The organism is Microbacter margulisiae (genome assembly GCF_014192515.1).
GTDB lineage: Bacteria > Bacteroidota > Bacteroidia > Bacteroidales > Paludibacteraceae > Microbacter > Microbacter margulisiae.
In genome coordinates, this window is sequence record NZ_JACHYB010000002.1 from 686,024 (window position 1) to 705,043 (window position 19,020).

The window sequence follows — 19,020 nt, forward strand, 5'->3', positions numbered from 1 at the left end:
CTATCCCGGTATGTGTGCGCGAACACAACCATTAAGACAATTCATATTCACGCATTTAACTATCTATTCACTCTATAAATTACACTACACTATGAAGAAACAGATTATTTTTATCGGTATGGCTGTATGCCTTGCATTACCGATGGCGCTGAAGGGGGCTATTACAGCTCCAAAAGCCGATCATCCTGATTTCAATGCCCGTGCCCGGAAGATCGTTGCCCAAATGACACTGGATGAGAAGATATCCCAGCTTCACGGGATACAGAATGACACCGACTTCCGCATTGTCCCCGGCATCCCCCGGCTGGGCATCCCTCCGTTGACCGTCTGCAACGGGCCTGCCGGACTGGGACCTGCCGGATATGGCCACCAGGGAAAAGCAACTGCATTGTCTGCCCCTATCTCCCTTGCAGCTACATGGGATACGCAAGCCGCATATGATTATGGCAAAGTGGCTGGTGAGGAATCCCTGTTGTTAGGCAACATCTTCCTGGAATCGCCGGATGTTAACATAGCACGCACTCCCCACGGCGGAAGAACCTTCGAAAGCTTCGGGGAAGACCCTTTTCTGACAAGCCGGATGGGAGTGGGTGAAATCAAAGGCATTCAAAGTTGCGGCATCATTGCCAATGTGAAACATTATGTGGCTAACAACCAGGAATCCGACCGGTTCAAAATCAATGAGATCATTGATGGACGTACATTGCGGGAGATCTACCTGCCGGCTTTCAGGGCAGCTGTCGAAGAAGGACATGTAGGCTCCGTCATGGCAGCATATAATAAGGTCAATGGTACTTTTTGCAGTGAGAATGACTTCCTGTTAACGGATATCCTGCGGAAAGAGTGGAAGTTCGATGGCTTTATTACTTCCGATTTCGGTGCCGTACATAGCACTGTCCCTGCCGCCAGGGGAGGCTTGGATGTGGAAATGCCTACTGGCATCTATTTCGGCAATGCACTGAAAAGAGCAGTCATGTCGGGAGAAGTCTCCGAATCCCTGTTAAATGAAAAGCTAATCCGCAGGTATAGTACCATGATGCGCTTCGGTGTATGGGAGACTCCCCAACAAGGTGCCATCCCGGTGATGAAGGATGCAGCCATTGCCATGAAGATTGGAGCAGAAGGGGTGGTGTTGCTGAAGAACCAGCATAATGTACTGCCGTTGGATATCCATGCAATCCATTCCATTGCACTGATCGGACCCTTTGCCGGAGAGGCTATGACCGGAGGTGGCGGAAGTTCCCATGTGGAGCCCATCCTCACCGTTTCTCCCATGGAAGGCATTCAGAAACTGGCAGGAGCCAATGTTTCCATACAGGTCAATGACGGGACGGATATCGCCCGGGCACTGGCAATAGCCAAAAAGGCAGATGTCACCATCCTTATGCTGGGTGACAGGCAGACAGAAGGACGCGATCATCCTATCACCCTTAGCGGCAATCAGGACGCACTGGCAGAAGCAGTACTGAATGCAGATCCCCATGCTATTGTGGTCTTAAAAACAGGTGGCCCTGTCCTCATGCCCTGGATTGCGAAAGCATCAGCGCTTCTTGAAGCCTGGTATCCGGGCGAGGAAGACGGCAATGTAGTAGCATCCGTATTGTTCGGCGAAGTCAATCCTTCAGGGAAACTACCTATCACCTTCCCGCAAAAGGATAGCGATCTGCCCACACAAACCGTGGAACAGTATCCGGGCGTAAATGGGACAGTGCATTATTCGGAAGGCATATTGGTAGGATACCGCTGGTATGATGCTAAACAGATTAAACCCCTGTTCCCCTTCGGTTATGGTTTGTCCTATACAACCTTTGCCTATAAAGATCTCACCATTTCCAAACCTGAGCATAACACAGTGACAGTAGGATTCATCGTAACCAACACCGGGAAACGTGCAGGGGCCGAAGTGGCACAGCTTTATCTCGGTATGCCTTCCACGCCGGCTATTCCACAACCGCCTTTGCAATTAAAGGGCTTTAAGCGGGTAAATCTGGCGCCGGGACAATCGGCCCATGTCAGCATCACACTGAACGCACATGATTTGTCGTACTGGGACACTACCTCCCATGCATGGAAAATCATGCCGGGAGTGTATAAAGTATATGCGGCTGCTTCATCACAGGATATTCAATTAAAAGGAAATTTCAGGATGCAGTAGGCACACTCATCTTTTCGTTAAGACCGACTACTGATCCAACTCTTTTTATCACATAGCCTATGATCAGAAAATATTTTTTCGGGCTAGTCCTGTTGTTATCCGTTCCAGTGAGCCAGGCCAGGGCTGAATCCTTGTTATCCCTCATTGACCATAACCTGAGTTTTGCCATTAAGCAAGACTCTCTCATGGCAATAACAATGCTCCATTATCCAGGACGATTACCACAAACCATCAACAGGCAGGGGAACTTAGTGACTTGTTCCCCTACCTGGTGGGTGAGCGGCTTCTTCCCGGGATCGCTCTGGTATTTATATGAATATTCAAAAGACAAACACCTGGAGTCGTACGCCCAAACCTTTACCCAACGGGTGGCCAGTCAACAATACAACACAGATACCCATGATGTCGGGTTCATGATTAACTGCAGCTTCGGCAACGGATACCGCATCACGGGTAATCCTGCCTATAAGCAGGTACTGGAAAACGCAGCCCACTCGTTAAGTACCCGCTTCAATCCGGTTGTGGGGTGCATCCGCTCATGGAACGGTACACAATGGGAATATCCGGTGATCATTGACAACATGATGAATCTGGAACTGCTCTTTAACGTAGCCCATCTGTCAGGAGACAAACGCTACGGGCAGATCGCGGTTTCCCATGCCAACAAGACGCTGGAGAATCAGTTCAGACCCAATGGTAGTTGTTTCCACCTTGTTTCGTATGACACCATTACCGGCAGGGCTGTTGCACATAAAACGGTACAGGGTTATTCCGATTCATCCTCATGGGCACGTGGACAGGCATGGGCCTTGTATGCCTACACCATGTGTTACCGCGAAACAGGGGATATGGCCTATTTGCATCAGGCAGAAAAGGTAGCCTCGTTCCTGTTGAACAATCCCCATCTGCCCAAGGATAAGATTCCGTACTGGGATTTTGACGATCCGGCAATTCCCCACACCTACCGTGATGCTTCGGCAGGAGCGGTCATCTGTTCGGCGCTGATCGAATTAAGCCAATATGTTCCCAGGGAAAAGGCGAAGGAATATTTGCAGGTGGCAGCTACCCAGATCAGGACACTCTCCTCTCCTGCCTTCCGGGCAAAGTTGGGGGGAAACGGAGATTTCATTCTCATGCACAGTGTAGGAAACCTGCCGGGACATACAGAAATAGATGTCCCGCTTACCTATGCCGACTACTATTACATCGAAGCATTGACGCGTTATCGTAACCTCCTTTTGGGAAAGCCGTTATTTCCCCGTAAATAGTTAAGGAGCAAGAACAGCAGAAAGCACGGATAAACCAAGCCAGATGAGATCATGAAAGGAATCCCTGCTCATAAAGAAGAATGTTGGGTGACAGCCATACTACCCGGCATTCTTTTTTATCCATCCATCATTCCTCTTTTCCGGATAGTCAAACCCTGCCTGTAATAAAATCAATCAGCTGAAAAACTGACCATTGACTCCATTATACCCACATCAACATGATTGGATTTAAGAGGGGAATCTTTTTATGTTGCATAACATATAATTAAAATGATGGCTGTACGAAATAAGTGTTATTTTTACACCCATTAATTCTGACCATTAGGACCTCTTTTTTTATTCTTTGAAGCCAGGCACATATGTGGTTTCAGCTTAACTAATTATGCAAAAATAAAAAAGAGACAAGGCTTGTTGTTGCTGATACACTCTATTACGATAGAAATACATCATATTGAAAGCACACATTCTTTAATATTTTACTAAACCATGAAATTGACCCGTATTGCTATATTGTTATTGACTTTGTCATTAGGAATATCCGGATTTGCCCATCCCGCTGTTCGCGATAGTTTGAAGTTTCTCCAATGGGCTCCTACTCCGCCAATGGGATGGAACAGTTGGGACTGTTATGGTCCTACGGTAACAGAAAAAGAGGTTAAGGCAAATGCCAGTTATATGGCCCATAATTTGAAAAAATTTGGCTGGAAATATATCGTGGTAGATATCCGCTGGTACGTCAGTAATCCTAAAACCCACGGATACAACGAGACAAACCCCGAGTACTGCTTAGATCAATACGGACGCTTTGTCCCTTCGCCGGTACGATTCCCCTCTGCTGCCAATAATAAAGGATTTAAACCGCTGGCTGACTATGTGCACCATCTTGGATTGAAATTCGGAATTCATATCATGCGTGGCATACCCAAGATTGCAGTCAAAGAAAATACGCCTATCCTGAACTCTCCTTATCATGCAGATGATATCTATAACACGAATGAACTATGCCAATGGTTGCATGACATGTACACCGTAGATGCCACAAAAGCGGGAGCACAGGCTTATTATAACTCTTTGTTCGATTTGTATGCATCATGGGGAGTGGACTTTGTCAAGGTCGATGACCTGTCTCGTCCTTACCACAAAGATGAGATTGATATGATCCGCAAAGCCATAGATCAATGTGGCCGTCCGATCGTATTAAGCACATCTCCGGGAGCAACGCCCATTACCGAGGCAGACCACATCGAAACCCATGCCAACATGTGGCGTATTATGGACGACTTCTGGGATAACTGGCCTGAAGAGAAAGCACATTTTGCCCTGTTCGAACAATGGATTCGGTATTCAGGCTATGGGCATTGGCCGGATGGGGATATGCTGCCCCTTGGCAGAATAGGCATTCGTTCAGAGCGGGGTAACAATCGGCTCACACACTTCACGCCCGATGAACAATATACGCTGATGTCCCTTTTCGCAATTTGTAAATCGCCATTGATCTTTGGAGGAGACTTACCTTCAAACGACGCTTTTACCTTATCGCTCATCACAAATCCGGATGTGCTGTATATTGATCAACACAGCATCCATAACAGGCTGTTGAAAAACGATAACGGGATAGTGATCTGGACAGCAGACTCACCCAAAGGAGATAAATATCTGGCTGTTTTTAATGCCACGGATGATCAGAATCCTCAACATGTGTCCGTCAACCGGCAATTGGCAGGAGTCGCATCGTCCTGCATGGTCACTAATATTTGGACACATAAAACAGAAGGCCATTTTGGCGAAACATTCACCTGTGTGGTTCCCCGGCATGGAGTGAAGCTATACAAATTACAAAAAAGGCAATAAAAAAAAGGAAGCAAACGGACCTGATAAAGCTTTTCAGGAGATGAGTCAGTCCGATAAGCAGATTCAAAATTTGGGAATATACGATTATAGCAAGTTTTAAGCAACCCGTAAAAACACGCATTTTATCCATATTACCATGAGGAATAAGAAGCACTTATTATTAGGAATAATGCTGATATCACTGCCTTTGATGGCTCAAAGGAGAGACTATCCTATTCAGGAAGTTCCGTTCAGCAAAGTAACTATTGACGACCAGTTTTGGCTTCCCAGGATTGACACTAACCGGACAGTAACCATCCCCTCATCGTTCAAAAAGTGCGAAGAAACCGGGAGGGTAGAAAACTTTATCCTTGCAGGGAAGAAAAATGCAGACCCTTCCTTTAAAGGAAAATTCCAGACCCAATATCCATTTGACGACACGGATATATATAAAATTATTGAGGGAGCTGCCTATTCCCTGACAGTCCACCCTGACCCGAAGCTCGAAAAGTATGTGGATAGCCTGATCACCATTATTGGGAAAGCCCAGGAACCGGACGGATATTTATATACCGCCCGCACCATTGACCCGGAACATCCGCACCCATGGTCCGGTGCCCAAAGATGGGTAAATGAATCGATACTAAGCCATGAAACCTACGATTCGGGACATCTCTTTGAAGCTGCCGCTGCCTGGTACCAGGCCACCGGACAACGTAACTTCTTGGATATTGCACTCAAGAATGCCGATCTGCTATGCCGCGTCTTTGGTCCCGGCAAGCGACATGATGCTACCGGACATGAAATCGTTGAGATGGGTTTAGTACGTTTATACCGCATTACCGGCGAAAAGAAATACCTCAATCTGGCCAAGTTTTTTATCGACTGCCGGGGAAGATACAACAATCCCAGATCCACTTATTCACAAGATGACAAACCGGTCGTTGATCAAACTGTTGCTGAAGGTCATGCGGTGAGGGCCGGTTATCTGTATTCAGGAGTGGCCGATGTTGCTGCGCTAACCGGCGATACTGCTTATCGGCATGCCATTGACAAGATATGGAACAATATGGTTTCAAAGAAATATTATATTACTGGAGGTATCGGCGCCATTCCAAAGTGGGAAGGATTTGGAGATAATTACCAGTTGCCAAACCTGACTGCCTATAATGAGACTTGCGCTTCTATTGCAAATGTATTCTGGAACTACCGCATGTTCCTGTTGCATGGAGATGCAAAATATATTGATGTTCTTGAACGTACGCTATATAACAGTTTACGCGCAGGAGTTTCCATCAGTGGTGATAAATTCTTTTATGCCAATCCGCTTGCCTGTGACGGGAAGTTCCAGTTTAACCGGGAAAGTTTAACCCGCCAGCCGTGGTTTGATTGCTCATGTTGCCCCACAAATATGTGCCGCTTCATGCCTTCCCTGCCAAAATATATTTACGCACAAAACAGGGACAGCCTTTATATCAATTTGTTTGTAGGCAGCAAAACCGACGTTACATTAAACGGAAGAATGCCGGTAAAAATAGATCAACAGACAAATTATCCATGGAGCGGAAATATCAGGATAGGTGTCCATCCGGAACATCCTTCCCGCTTTTCAGTTTGCCTCCGTATCCCGGGGTGGGTACAAAACCAGCCTGTGCCCAGCAACCTGTATGCGTTCAAACATACTGATCCGAAAACTTTTACAATAAGAATCAACGGGAAACCTGTTTCTTTCATAAAAAGGAAAGGATATGCCGTTATTAGCCGGACATGGGGAAAGAATGACGAGATTGCATATACCCTTCCCATGCCTATCCGACGTGTGATAGCCAATCAGCAGGTTAAGAATGATCAGGGGAAAGTGACTTTGGAACGGGGTCCGATTGTCTATTGCCTGGAAGGAATAGATAACGGAGGAAATGTTTCGGACATCATACTTCCCGATGCCACAAAACTAAAAACAACATTTTATCCTGATTTGTTAGGTGGCATCGACATGATAACAGGCGAGGCCAAAGTGGTTAAACAAACGAATCAAGGAGTAGTTAATCAGAGCTGCCTCATCAAAGCCATTCCATATTACGCATGGAGCAACCGGGGAGTCGATGAGATGGAGGTATGGATTCCTGACCATTCAGGGGAAAATCATAAATGAAGCAAATACAGGCAATAATACATGTATACAACAAGCAAAACTTTCTGAAAAGGACAGCAATATGAAACGAACATCTCAATCGCCTACATCTAAAGAAATGGGTTACAAACGGCATGCTGCCATACGCACGGACATCAACTTTTCCTGAAACGGGAAAAGCGCATAAAAGCACTTGGATATACAACAGATAATCATAAATTTAATAAAAACAAAAAACAATGAATTGGAATTCACATGAGTTTATTTGGCTCGACTGGGTAATCATTGCAGTAGGTATTCTGGCTGTAGCCTGGGCAGTATGGTATTCGATAAACAAGCATAAAAAAGCCCAAAAGGGTGCCGACAGTCAAGATTACCTCTTTGGTAAAGGCGAACCATGGTACATCATCGGAGCGGCTATTTTTGCGGCCAACATTGGTTCGGAACATCTTGTCGGTCTTGCAGGTACCGGAGCAAAAGCAGGTGTTGGTATGGCACACTGGGAAATGCAGGGTTGGATGATTCTTATTCTGGGGTGGCTTTTCGTTCCATTTTATCAGCTTATGAACAATAAGTTAGGTAAAATCATTACTATGCCCGACTTTCTCAAAAACCGTTACACACCAGCCACCGGTTCGTGGCTATCCATCATAACACTCATAGCCTACGTACTGACCAAAGTAAGCGTCACAGCCTTCACGGGTGGTATTTTTATGGAAAGTCTTCTTGGTTTGCCATTCTGGTACGGAGCTATCGGCTTGATTGTGCTGACAGGGATTTTCACTGTCTTTGGCGGCATGAAAGGCGTAATGACGCTATCGGCTATTCAGACACCCATTCTAATCATCGGTTCATTTCTGGTACTTTTCCTTGGATTATCGGCGCTCGGTCATGGAAGTATCAGTGCTGGCTGGACAGACATGATTAATTATTCCAAAACGCTTAATGTCGGTAAGGATGGCGTCGCCTACGGCACCAACCATTTATTTCACTTCAATACCGGTGACCCGTTGTATGACGACTATCCGGGCTTCTGGGTGTTTATCGGAGCTACTATTATCGGATTCTGGTATTGGGCAACCGACCAGCATATTGTTCAACGGGTACTCGGGCAAAGCAAAGGCGAAGCCAACGATGTGGTCATGAAACGGGCCCGCAGAGGAACAATCGCTGCCGGTTATTTTAAATTATTACCTGTTTTTATGTTCCTGATTCCAGGAATGGTAGCAGCTGCATTGGCTGCACGTCCTGATAGCGGTTTTTCATTGGCCAACCCTGATATGGCTTTTGGCCAAATGGTGAAGTTCGTATTACCTGCTGGTGTTAAAGGGATTGTAACAATTGGATTTATATCGGCTCTTGTTACTTCATTATCTGCATTCTTCAACTCTTGTGCTACGCTGTTTACAGAAGATTTCTATAAACCAAACTTCAAGGGTAAGAGCGAAGAAAGATATGTTTTGGTAGGTCGTATTGCAACAGTTGTAGTGGTTATCTTGGGTATGGCATGGATACCTGTGATGATGAGTCTCGGCAGCTTGTATTCTTACCTGCAAGGGATTCAATCGTTGCTTGCACCGGCCATGGTGGCTGTATTTGTACTGGGAATATTCTCAAAAAAAATTACCCCTAAAGCCGGCGAAACTGGTTTAATAGTCGGTTTTGGTATCGGTATGGTACGCTTGCTGACCAATATATTAACAGATACGGGTAAAAACGTAATGACCGGTTCTTTCTGGAATTCTACCTATTGGTTCTGGCACACCAACTGGCTTATTTTTGAAGTTTGGTTGCTTATTTTCATTATGTTGACCATGGTTGTGGTATCGTTTTTTACGCCTAAACCAACTGCTCAACAGGTTGAATTTATCACTTTTACCAAAGATTACAAAGCGTTGATCAACAAAAGCTGGAACAAATGGGATGTGATTACGTCACTGGGCGTTGTAGCCTTATGCGCTGCATTTTACTGGTATTTCTGGTAACAAAAGGTGAATAATAACCAACAGAATTCTTTACAGCAACAAATCATCTGATAGTTTATCTGAAAATCAAAATATTTAAATCAAGAAGTTATGTCAAAATACACCATTGGAGTGGATTACGGATCGGATTCAGTTCGTTCCCTTATTGTGAATGCAGAAAATGGGCAAGAAGTAGCTGGTAGCGTATTTTATTATCCACGCTGGAAAGCAGGAAAATATTGCAATCCTTCAAAAAATCAGTTCCGCCAGCACCCGCTTGACTATATCGAAGGGCTTGAATTTACCATCAGGGAAGCGCTTTCGAAATCTCCGGATAACGTGGCTGAAAATGTTGTGGCTATTTCAGTCGACACCACCGGATCAACGCCTGTTGCAGTTAACGAAGCAGGTATTCCGCTATCATTGTTACCCGAATTTGCCGAAAATCCGAATGCAATGTTCGTTTTATGGAAAGATCACACAGCAACACAGGAAGCAGAAGAGATTAATACAATGGCCCGTTCATGGGGCGGAGAAGATTACACAAAATATGAAGGAGGGATTTATTCTTCGGAATGGTTCTGGGCAAAACTGCTACATGTGCTCCGCGAGGATGCAAAGGTACGCGAAGCTTCCTTTTCATGGGTGGAACATTGCGATTGGATTCCTGCACTAATCACAGGTAATACAGATCCGCTTAGCATGAAACGCAGCCGATGTGCTGCCGGGCATAAAGCTTTATGGCATGAGGATTGGGACGGACTTCCACCCGAAGAATTTCTTGTTAAGCTAGATCCTCTGTTGAAGGGATTACGTGAACGGTTATTTTCACAAACAGATACGTGCGACATAAAAGTAGGCAATCTTTCTCCTGAATGGGCGACACGGTTAGGTTTACCTGAATCAGTTTCCGTAGGAGTCGGCGCTTTTGATGCTCATTTAGGCGCTATTGGAGGAGAAATAAAACCTTACTATCTTAGTAAAGTGATGGGAACTTCAACATGCGACATCCTAATAGCTCCTGAAAAAGAAGTAAAAGGCAAATTGGTCAAAGGCATTTGTGGACAGGTCGACGGTTCTGTAGTGCCCGGAATGATGGGGCTGGAAGCTGGGCAATCGGCTTTCGGAGATGTATATGCTTGGTTCAAAGAGTTGCTGATGTGGCCTGTCAACACACTGCTGAGCTCTTCTGCTGTGCTGGATGAAACAACAAGAAAAAAACTCATAGATGAAATTTCCTCTGCCATGATTCCGGAACTGGAACGCCAGGCACTGAAAATACCAATTGGTGAATCCGGGGTGATTGCCCTTGATTGGATGAATGGACGGCGGACACCCGATGCAAACCAACTACTAAAAGGAGCCATAACAGGAATTACACTGGGAACGGATGCTCCCCGCATTTACCGGGCATTAGTGGAAGCAACCGCTTTCGGGGCAAAGAAAATTGTAGATCGCTTTATAGAGGAGGGCGTAGAAATTAAAGGCGTAATTGCCTTAGGAGGGGTTGCCAAGAAATCAAAATTCGTCATGCAAACCGTATCAGACGTCCTGGATATGCCAATTCTTGTTGCCAGTAGCGAACAGGCATGTGCATTGGGATCTGCCATGGCAGCAGCCGTAGTTGGCGGTTTATACCCTTCTGTACTCGATGCCCAAAAAGCTATGAGCAATGGGTTTGATGCCGAATATCAGCCTGATGCAGCTAACGCGAAAGCTTACAAAGCTTTGTATGAAAAATATTCTATACTTGGTGGTTTTATTGAGCAACAGACAAACAAATAATACCCAACACACTAATTTCTAAAATGAGAGTAATATGAAAAACATTCAACATTATGTATGGCTAAGCCTTACGATTGCCATGCTGGCTTCATGCAAGTCGCATACGGCAACCAATCAACAACAAAGTACCAATCCCGGCGTTCCCGTCTTGCAGGCAAAGAATTTTGCAGACACCATTAACGGGAAAACAACGAGCCTCTATCTCCTGAAAAACAAGAATGGCATGCAGGTGGCTATCACCAATTACGGAGCACGGCTGGTGAGCATCGTCGTTCCCGACAAAAACAATGTACCGACAGATGTAATCATAGGCTTCACAAATGTGAAGGAATACGTTACTTCTCCCGATCGTTTCTATGGAGCCATTATCGGGCGTGTGGCCAACCGGATTGCCAAAGGAATGTTTACTTTAGGCGGAAAGACATACCATCTGGCCATCAACAATCCACCCAACTCATTACATGGTGGGGAACCCGGTTACCAGGATGTGGTCTGGGATGCTACACAACCCAATGACTCAACGGTGGAACTGAGCTACCTGTCAAAAGACGGGCAAGCGAATTATCCGGGAAACCTGCAGATTCATGTGACCTATACCCTGGGATCAGACAATGCATTAAAAATTAGTTATGAAGCCCAGACGGACAAAACAACCCTGGTCAGCCTGACAAACCACTCCTACTTCAACCTTAACGGAGAAGGCAGCGGAACCATCGACAACCAGGAGCTTCAACTGAATGCCGACCAGGTTACTCCTGTGGATTCCACTCAGATTCCAACCGGCAAGTTTGATTCAGTGGCAGGAACGCCGTTTGATTTCCGTACCTTAACGGCCATAGGGAAACGCATTGGGGAAAAGAATACCCAGCTGGCTTACGGAAAAGGCTATGATGTCAACTATGTATTGAATAATCCCAAAGCAGGCAGCCTGTTCCATGCAGCAACAGTTATTGGTGACAAATCAGGTATACAAATGGATGTTTATACTGTTGAGCCGGGGCTTCAGTTCTACAGCGGGAATTTCATGGCAGGAAACAATATCCTTCAAAATAAGAATATAAAAGACGGTTACCGCACGGCATTCTGTCTGGAAACACAACATTATCCGGATGCTCCAAACCACAAGAATTTCCCATCCATTGTGCTAAAGCCCGGAAAGAAATACGCAACATATTCTATCTATAAATTCTCTGTTGAAAAATAAAGGCAACAAACAAGGGCCTCTTTCATTATTATAATTACCTGGTTTTTAATTTATCTAACTATGAAAAGAATTAGTTTTTTCTTAATCAGCCTGATGCTTTCCGGAGGTTTTGCCATGGCGCAACCCTCCAAAGCAACTCTGGTCATTGCAACAGACCATCCCCAGTTTAAAATTCACAAAGAGATTTATGGTCAATTTGCTGAAGATTTGGGAGCAGGCATCTATGGAGGTATTTGGGTAGGAAAAAATTCAAAGATTCCCAATATTGATGGATACAGACGGGATATAGTGAATGCTATCAAGCAACTATCCGTCCCAGTCATCCGTTGGCCTGGAGGGTGCTTTGCCGATCAATATCATTGGATGGATGGCATCGGTCCCCAATCCCAACGCAAACCTATTATCAATAACAACTGGGGTGGCGGCGAGGAAGATAATAGTTTTGGAACCAATGAATTTCTCAATTTCTGTAAGCTGGTAGGAGCAGAACCTTATATAAGCGGAAATCTTGGAAGCGGTTCGCCTAAAGAAATGTCTAATTGGGTACAATATATTACCGCGACAAACGGCCCGATGGCTGATCTTCGGAAAAAATATGGACACCCAGCCCCCTGGAAGGTTAAATTTTGGGGAGTCGGAAACGAAAGCTGGGGCTGCGGTGGAAACATGACACCAGAGTATTACTCTGATTTATATCGCAGATTTTCAACTTTTCTTCCCAACTATAATGGAAATGTTCTTTACAAGATTGCCAGCGGAGCAAATGCTGATGATTACGACTGGACCAATGTTTTGATGAAAAATATAGGGTATAGGATGCAGGGAATTTCATTACATTATTATACTGTTCCCAAAACCTGGGCAGACAAAGGATCGGCCACAAGCTTCAGTGATCAGGAATATCTCACATCGATTGAAAAAACATTACATATGGGCGAATTGATCGCAAAACACTCTGCCATTATGGATAAATACGATCCCCAAAAAAAGATCGGATTAGTAGTGGATGAATGGGGAATATGGACCAATGTTGAACCTGGCACCAATCCGGCATTCTTATTCCAACAAAATTCCTTACGGGATGCGATCATCGCTGCATTGAATTTCAATATTTTCAATCAACATGCAGACAGGGTACGTATGGCAAATATTGCACAGATGGTCAATGTATTGCAATCTATTATTCTGACCAAGGGAGATAAAATGATTTTAACGCCAACATATTATGCCTTTGAAATGTACAAAGGACATATGGGAGGCCAATTCCTTGATTCGAACATGAAATGTGACTCCGTCAACCTTGGGAGTGAAGACAGTCCAATGCTAAGCGCTTCAGCTTCCGAAAAAGATGGCGTTCTAACTTTGTCGATTGTCAATATAGATCCAACAAGAGATGCAGATCTTACTTGCGTGCTCCGCGATGGAACATACAAAAGCGTTATGGGAGAAATTCTCACCTCTAAGAATCTGACTGATATCAATACATTTGATCTTCCTTCTACAGTTCAATTGAAGCCTTTTACATCGGCCAAATTAAAAGGAAATGACGTTGTACTGAAAGTTCCTGCAAAATCAATCATTACATTGACGATTCAATAATTGTGCAATTTTTACATGTAGTGAAGCCTTCTCTATATAAAAAGAGAAAGCTTCACTATTTTTATCAGGTTCGTTTTCCCCTATAATTCCAAATCAGGACCATCCAACAAATAAACCTTCTTTACATCAAAACAATCTCTGAAAAGAGAATTCCATTGTATTGATTTGATTCTTTGATGTAGCAAAACATCAAGAAGATGTGCCAATTCATCTTATCCTTATAAATTTTCTAAGACCAATACAGAATATCAAATTAAATAGTATTTTTGTAGAAAAATTTTTCTGTGTACGAAAACGGTCGGTCTATTTTCTAAATTATTGTTTATTTACCGGATATTTATAAGAATGTTTTACCTGAAAAATACCATTCAGAACATCATCATTGAAAGTATATAAACAAACTCCCCAAGGGGGGGATCAAATCGTTTCCGAGCAAAAAACCTGAAACACCGTAATCTTAACTTATTAAACTGATCATTATGAAATTAGCAAAAAACAGCATTGGCATTGGAGATCGTTTTGCACATCAAGGAGTAGCACAACTCCGCGCAATAGCAAAAGCAAACCAATATGGAGTCAATATCAGTCCGGTTTGGAATAAATCAAACCGTGAACACATATACATACATTCGCATCCTTCAGACGTTCGCAAAGAGGCTGATTTAGCGGTAGCTACGCTGGAATTTCAAGGAAAGTATTTTGTAGATGCCGACCATATCAATTTAGGCACAGTATCACCATTTGTAGAAACCGCTGATTTCTTTACGCTTGATGTAGCAGCTTTCATCGGAAAAGAAAGCGCTGAAAATGATATTAAATTATTCGTTTCTTCATGCCAAAAATACATAGGAGATCTGAGTATTCCGGGAATTGATCATCCGCTGCTCGTTTCAGAAGAATTACTCCAAAACATCGCCACAAAATTTTTAGCTGCCACCCAACAGGCTTCCGAAATATATCATTTTCTTGAAAACAAAAAAGGGAAAGATAACTTTATCACGGAGGTATCTATGGATGAAGTGGAAAGCCCACAAACACCAATTGAACTACTGTTTATTTTAAAAATGTTGGCAGACAAAGGAGTTCCAGCGCAGACTATTGCGCCAAAATTTACAGGAAGATTCAACAAAGGCGTTGATTACAAAGGAGACACAAAACAATTTGCTAAAGAATTTGAAGAAGATGTGCTAATTCTTGATTTTGCTGTCAAAGAATTTGGTTTGCCGGAAGAGTTGAAATTAAGCATACATTCTGGCAGCGATAAATTTTCCATTTACCCAATTATGGCTCAAATCATCAAAAAGCATAACAAAGGATTACATCTGAAAACTGCAGGTACCACCTGGCTTGAAGAAGTTATAGGATTGGCGCTTGCTGGGGGAAAAGCCCTTACAATCGCAAAGAAAATTTATGCTACTTCCTTGGGATTGAAAGATGAATTATGCGCCCCTTATGCTGATGTAATCGACATTGACGTATCCCAATTACCATCGATTGAAGAAGTAAACAGTTGGGATAGCGAAAAGTTTGCAAATACCTTACGACACATTCCGGGACATCCTGATTACAATCCGAATTTCCGCCAGTTGATCCACGTTGCATATAAAATTGCAGCGGATATGGGAACGACCTACACAGATTTATTGGAACAACACGCAGAAATCATCGGTCAATGCGTTGAAGAAAACATATTTGACCGGCACTTAAAACGATTATTTGGTTTGGGAGAATAGGTCAAATCGCCCAAATATTTAAACATAAAAACATTAATACTATACAGAACAAAACAAAATACTCAACATTATGCAAAACTTATTTGATTTACACGACAAAGTGGTTGTCATAACCGGTGGCACCGGAGTTTTAGGTAGTAAAATGTCAGAATATTTGGCAGAACAAGGGGCAAAAATTGCTATCTTGGCAAGAAATATTGCCAACGGAGAAGCGTTGGTCTCAAGTATTCACAAACAAGGCGGTACGGCAATATTTTTACAGGCAGATGTTCTTAATCAAGCCCAGTTGGAGACCAATGCGCGCAAAATTATAGACACATTCGGACATATTGATGTATTAATTAATGGAGCCGGCGGCAATATGCCGGGAGCAACAATTTCTCCGGATAAAACGATCTTCGATCTAAATATTGATGATTTTCGTAAAGTGGTAGATTTGAATCTGATGGGAACTGTTATTCCCACGATGGTTTTTGCAAAAGAAATGGTGAAACAACAGCAGGGTAGCATCATTAATATTTCATCCGAATCAGCTTTACGACCACTCACACGCGTAGTGGGATATGGTGCCGCCAAAGCCGCTGTAACTAATTTCACAAAATATTTGTCCATAGAATTAGCCACTAAATTTGGGCAAGGATTTAGAGTAAATGCCATGGCTCCGGGCTTTTTCCTTACGGAACAAAACAGAACCTTACTGACTAATCCTGATGGTTCTTATACAGACAGGGCAAAAACAATCATAGCCCATACGCCGTTCGGACGTTTTGGCGAAGCAGAAGAATTATTAGGAACCTTGCATTGGCTGGCTAGTGACGCTTCCAAATTTGTTACAGGAACCTTGACCATAATTGACGGTGGATTTGATGCATTCGCCATTTAACAACAAAAACACTACATATTAAACAAATAGATATGAGCCTAGAATTAAAAAAAAATTGTGCATATTCTTTATTAGTAGCTTCCAGTATGGGAGTCAGGATTACGCCGGTAAACGGACAACCCGTCCATAGCAGTCATCTGTTTGAAATGCAAGCTACCAGTGCTGAAACCAATGTGGCCAGCATAGCATCGTATTTAGGACTTCCCGTAAAAGTTTTGACTACCTTTGTAAAAGACAGCCCGATAGCTCAATTTATAAAAAACGATCTAAAAAGCAGACACATGGACTACGAAGGGCCGGAAATTGCCCAAGGAGATCCGTGGGGATACCGGCATCAGTTTAATATTGCCGATAGCGGATTCGGGTTAAGAGGGCCGCGCGTTCAGAATGACCGGGCTGGCGAAGTAGGACGCACGCTGAATGTAAAAGATTTTGATCTGGAACGGATTTTTGGAAAAGAAGGGGTTCAGGTCGTACATTTGTCGGGATTGATTGGAGCACTCTCTCCTGAAACAAGTAATTTTTGCCTTGAACTAGCCCGTTTTGCTAAGAAACATGGAACGCGTATTTCATTCGACCTGAACTACAGAGCCTCTTTTTGGAAAGGACGTGAAAAAGAACTACGCGGGATCTTTACCGAAATTGCATCTGTATCAGATATTTTAATTGGCAACGAAGAAGATTTTCAACTATGTTTGGGTATAGAAGGTCCGGAAGCCGGAGGGAAAGGTATTGAAGCAAAAATCGAAGGATTCAAGGAAATGATTTCCAGAGTAAAAAAATCATTCCCCAATGCTTCTGTTTTTGCTACCACATTGCGACAGGTAATCAGTGCGAACGAACACCTTTGGGGAGCAATCATGCTCGAAGGAAACAATTGGCAGGTCATTGAACCGCGAAAAATAAATGTCCTTGACCGTATCGGTGGCGGCGATGGATTTGTAGGCGGTATGTTATATGCTATTCTGAAAGGCTGGGAACCTGAAAAATGGGGACAATTCGGATGGGCATCCGGAGCGTTGGCTACAACATTTTTGACCGACTATGCACAACCTGCAGATGAAGAAATGATATGGAGCATCTGGGGAGGCAATGCAAGAGTAAAAAGATAGGTAAAAAAGGAGGCAGAGGTAAAAAATAAGTAACAAAGAAAAACTATGGCCTCAAACTGAATATTATGTTGTATTACGAAATAGGTTCTATACATCACGAACTCAATGCTAATGACCTAAAAAAGGGTCTGTATGAAGCATTAGATAAACTGGGGAAGAAGACAAAAGTACTTGCTATTCCTCCCGATTATACGCGGCTGCCAAGCCGCTCCGGCGAACTTACCGAATTTACGTGGCAATATTATGGAGAGGCATTGACGGATGTATTGCCTGCATTAGGCACTCATACCCCCATGACTCCTCATCAGATTGCTCATATGTTCGGCTCATTGCCACCCTCGTTAATTCGCGATCACGATTGGAGGCATGACGTAGTAACCGTGGGAATGATCCCGGCGGAATATGTAAAAGAAGTTTCAGGAGGAGCTGTCAGCTTCCCCTGGCCTGCACAGGTTAACAAATTGCTTTTAGAGGGACATTTTGACTTGATCCTTTCCATTGGACAAGTTGTCCCTCATGAAGTAGTGGGAATGGCAAATTACAATAAGAACATCTTTGTCGGGACAGGAGGAGTGGAAGGCATCAATAAAAGCCATTTCGTAGGAGCTGTGTATGGAATGGAAAAGATGATGGGACATGCCGATACGCCTGTGCGCCGCTTATTCAATTACGCTTCCGAGCATTTTACCAAACATCTTCCGATTGTGTATGTACAAACGGTAGTGGGACTTGACAAAAGCGATGGAAAAATTAAGACACGCGGACTTTTTATTGGCGATGACTTTGAAGTATTCGATAAAGCTGCTAAATTGGCATTGCAAGTAAATTTCGAAATGCTGGACAAACCCTTAAAAAAGGTGGTGGTTTATCTGGATCCGACTGAATTTAAGAGTACATGGCTGGGAAATAAATCTGTTTACAGGACAAGGATGGCAATAGACGACGGTGGAGAACTGATCGTGATTGCACCGGCACTGAGAGAATTCGGTGAAGACAAGGAAATCGACCGTCTCATCCGGAAATACGGATACTTCGGCACGCCCGCCACCCTCAGGGCATGCAATGAGAACGAAGATTTAAGAAACAACCTGAGCGCTGCCGCCCATCTGATTCATGGATCCTCTGAAGGAAGATTCAGCATTACCTATTGCCCGGGAAAAGGACCGGAGAATCTGACAAAGGCAGAAATAGAAAGCGTTGGTTTCAAGTATGGCGATATTGACCAAATCACAGCATTGTACAATCCGGGGAAACTCCATGACGGATACAATACACTGGAAAACGGAGAAGAGATTTTCTATATCTCCAATCCTGCCCTGGGACTATGGGCATATAAGGATAGATTTGACTACTAAG

At 43.8% G+C, this 19,020-nt stretch carries 12 protein-coding genes; all 12 read left to right on the forward strand.

Annotated features, from left to right (window positions below; genetic code table 11):
• The first annotated feature begins 91 nt into the window (after positions 1-91).
• The 12 genes from FHX64_RS11890 to FHX64_RS11945 all read left to right on the forward strand — a co-directional run bounded on the left by FHX64_RS11890 (position 92) and on the right by FHX64_RS11945 (position 19,019).
• On the forward strand, positions 92-2,155 hold the full coding sequence (locus FHX64_RS11890) for a beta-glucosidase (protein ID WP_183414058.1): 2,064 nt from the start codon (positions 92-94) through the stop codon (positions 2,153-2,155).
• A 59-nt stretch (positions 2,156-2,214) separates the two neighbouring features.
• Positions 2,215-3,423 (forward strand): glycoside hydrolase family 88 protein, encoded by a 1,209-nt coding sequence (locus FHX64_RS11895; protein ID WP_183414059.1) that lies wholly within the window; start codon positions 2,215-2,217, stop codon positions 3,421-3,423.
• A 486-nt stretch (positions 3,424-3,909) separates the two neighbouring features.
• Positions 3,910-5,274, forward strand: coding sequence for a glycoside hydrolase family 27 protein (locus tag FHX64_RS11900; protein ID WP_183414060.1), 1,365 nt, complete (start codon positions 3,910-3,912; stop codon positions 5,272-5,274).
• 136 nt (positions 5,275-5,410) lie between these two features.
• Positions 5,411-7,405, forward strand: a complete 1,995-nt coding sequence (locus tag FHX64_RS11905; protein ID WP_183414061.1) for a glycoside hydrolase family 127 protein — start codon at positions 5,411-5,413, stop codon at positions 7,403-7,405.
• Positions 7,406-7,623: 218 nt separating this feature from the next.
• Complete coding sequence (locus FHX64_RS11910) at positions 7,624-9,369, forward strand: sodium:solute symporter (protein ID WP_183414062.1); 1,746 nt, start codon at positions 7,624-7,626, stop codon at positions 9,367-9,369.
• A gap of 90 nt (positions 9,370-9,459) precedes the next feature.
• Positions 9,460-11,133, forward strand: a complete 1,674-nt coding sequence (locus FHX64_RS11915) for a ribulokinase (protein WP_183414063.1) — start codon at positions 9,460-9,462, stop codon at positions 11,131-11,133.
• 34 nt (positions 11,134-11,167) lie between these two features.
• Positions 11,168-12,337, forward strand: coding sequence for an aldose epimerase family protein (locus FHX64_RS11920; protein WP_183414064.1), 1,170 nt, complete (start codon positions 11,168-11,170; stop codon positions 12,335-12,337).
• Between the two features lie 60 nt (positions 12,338-12,397).
• Positions 12,398-13,936 carry an alpha-N-arabinofuranosidase gene (locus tag FHX64_RS11925; protein WP_183414065.1) on the forward strand — a complete coding sequence of 513 codons (1,539 nt, stop codon included), beginning with the start codon at positions 12,398-12,400 and terminating at the stop codon, positions 13,934-13,936.
• A gap of 479 nt (positions 13,937-14,415) precedes the next feature.
• The gene (locus tag FHX64_RS11930; RefSeq protein WP_183414066.1) at positions 14,416-15,669 is read left to right on the forward strand and encodes a tagaturonate epimerase family protein; all 1,254 of its coding nucleotides are present in this window, start codon (positions 14,416-14,418) and stop codon (positions 15,667-15,669) included.
• A gap of 70 nt (positions 15,670-15,739) precedes the next feature.
• Positions 15,740-16,552 (forward strand): SDR family oxidoreductase, encoded by an 813-nt coding sequence (locus FHX64_RS11935; RefSeq protein ID WP_183414067.1) that lies wholly within the window; start codon positions 15,740-15,742, stop codon positions 16,550-16,552.
• Positions 16,553-16,584: 32 nt separating this feature from the next.
• Positions 16,585-17,664, forward strand: coding sequence for a sugar kinase (locus tag FHX64_RS11940; RefSeq protein ID WP_183414068.1), 1,080 nt, complete (start codon positions 16,585-16,587; stop codon positions 17,662-17,664).
• Positions 17,665-17,729: 65 nt separating this feature from the next.
• A complete protein-coding gene (locus FHX64_RS11945) occupies positions 17,730-19,019 on the forward strand; it encodes a nickel-dependent putative hexonate epimerase (RefSeq protein WP_183414069.1) in 1,290 nt (429 codons plus the stop codon).
• Position 19,020: the final 1 nt, after the last annotated feature.

Bases quoted from the DNA above. Each gene is read 5' to 3' on its own strand.
- FHX64_RS11895 (WP_183414059.1), top strand. From the start codon at position 2,215: ATGATCAGAAAATATTTTTTCGGGCTAGTCCTGTTGTTATCCGTTCCA.
- FHX64_RS11930 (WP_183414066.1), top strand. From the start codon at position 14,416: ATGAAATTAGCAAAAAACAGCATTGGCATTGGAGATCGTTTTGCACAT.
- FHX64_RS11915 (WP_183414063.1), top strand. From the start codon at position 9,460: ATGTCAAAATACACCATTGGAGTGGATTACGGATCGGATTCAGTTCGT.
- FHX64_RS11910 (WP_183414062.1), top strand. From the start codon at position 7,624: ATGAATTGGAATTCACATGAGTTTATTTGGCTCGACTGGGTAATCATT.
- FHX64_RS11905 (WP_183414061.1), top strand. From the start codon at position 5,411: ATGAGGAATAAGAAGCACTTATTATTAGGAATAATGCTGATATCACTG.
- FHX64_RS11920 (WP_183414064.1), top strand. From the start codon at position 11,168: ATGAAAAACATTCAACATTATGTATGGCTAAGCCTTACGATTGCCATG.
- FHX64_RS11945 (WP_183414069.1), top strand. From the start codon at position 17,730: ATGTTGTATTACGAAATAGGTTCTATACATCACGAACTCAATGCTAAT.
- FHX64_RS11935 (WP_183414067.1), top strand. From the start codon at position 15,740: ATGCAAAACTTATTTGATTTACACGACAAAGTGGTTGTCATAACCGGT.
- FHX64_RS11890 (WP_183414058.1), top strand. From the start codon at position 92: ATGAAGAAACAGATTATTTTTATCGGTATGGCTGTATGCCTTGCATTA.
- FHX64_RS11900 (WP_183414060.1), top strand. From the start codon at position 3,910: ATGAAATTGACCCGTATTGCTATATTGTTATTGACTTTGTCATTAGGA.
- FHX64_RS11925 (WP_183414065.1), top strand. From the start codon at position 12,398: ATGAAAAGAATTAGTTTTTTCTTAATCAGCCTGATGCTTTCCGGAGGT.
- FHX64_RS11940 (WP_183414068.1), top strand. From the start codon at position 16,585: ATGAGCCTAGAATTAAAAAAAAATTGTGCATATTCTTTATTAGTAGCT.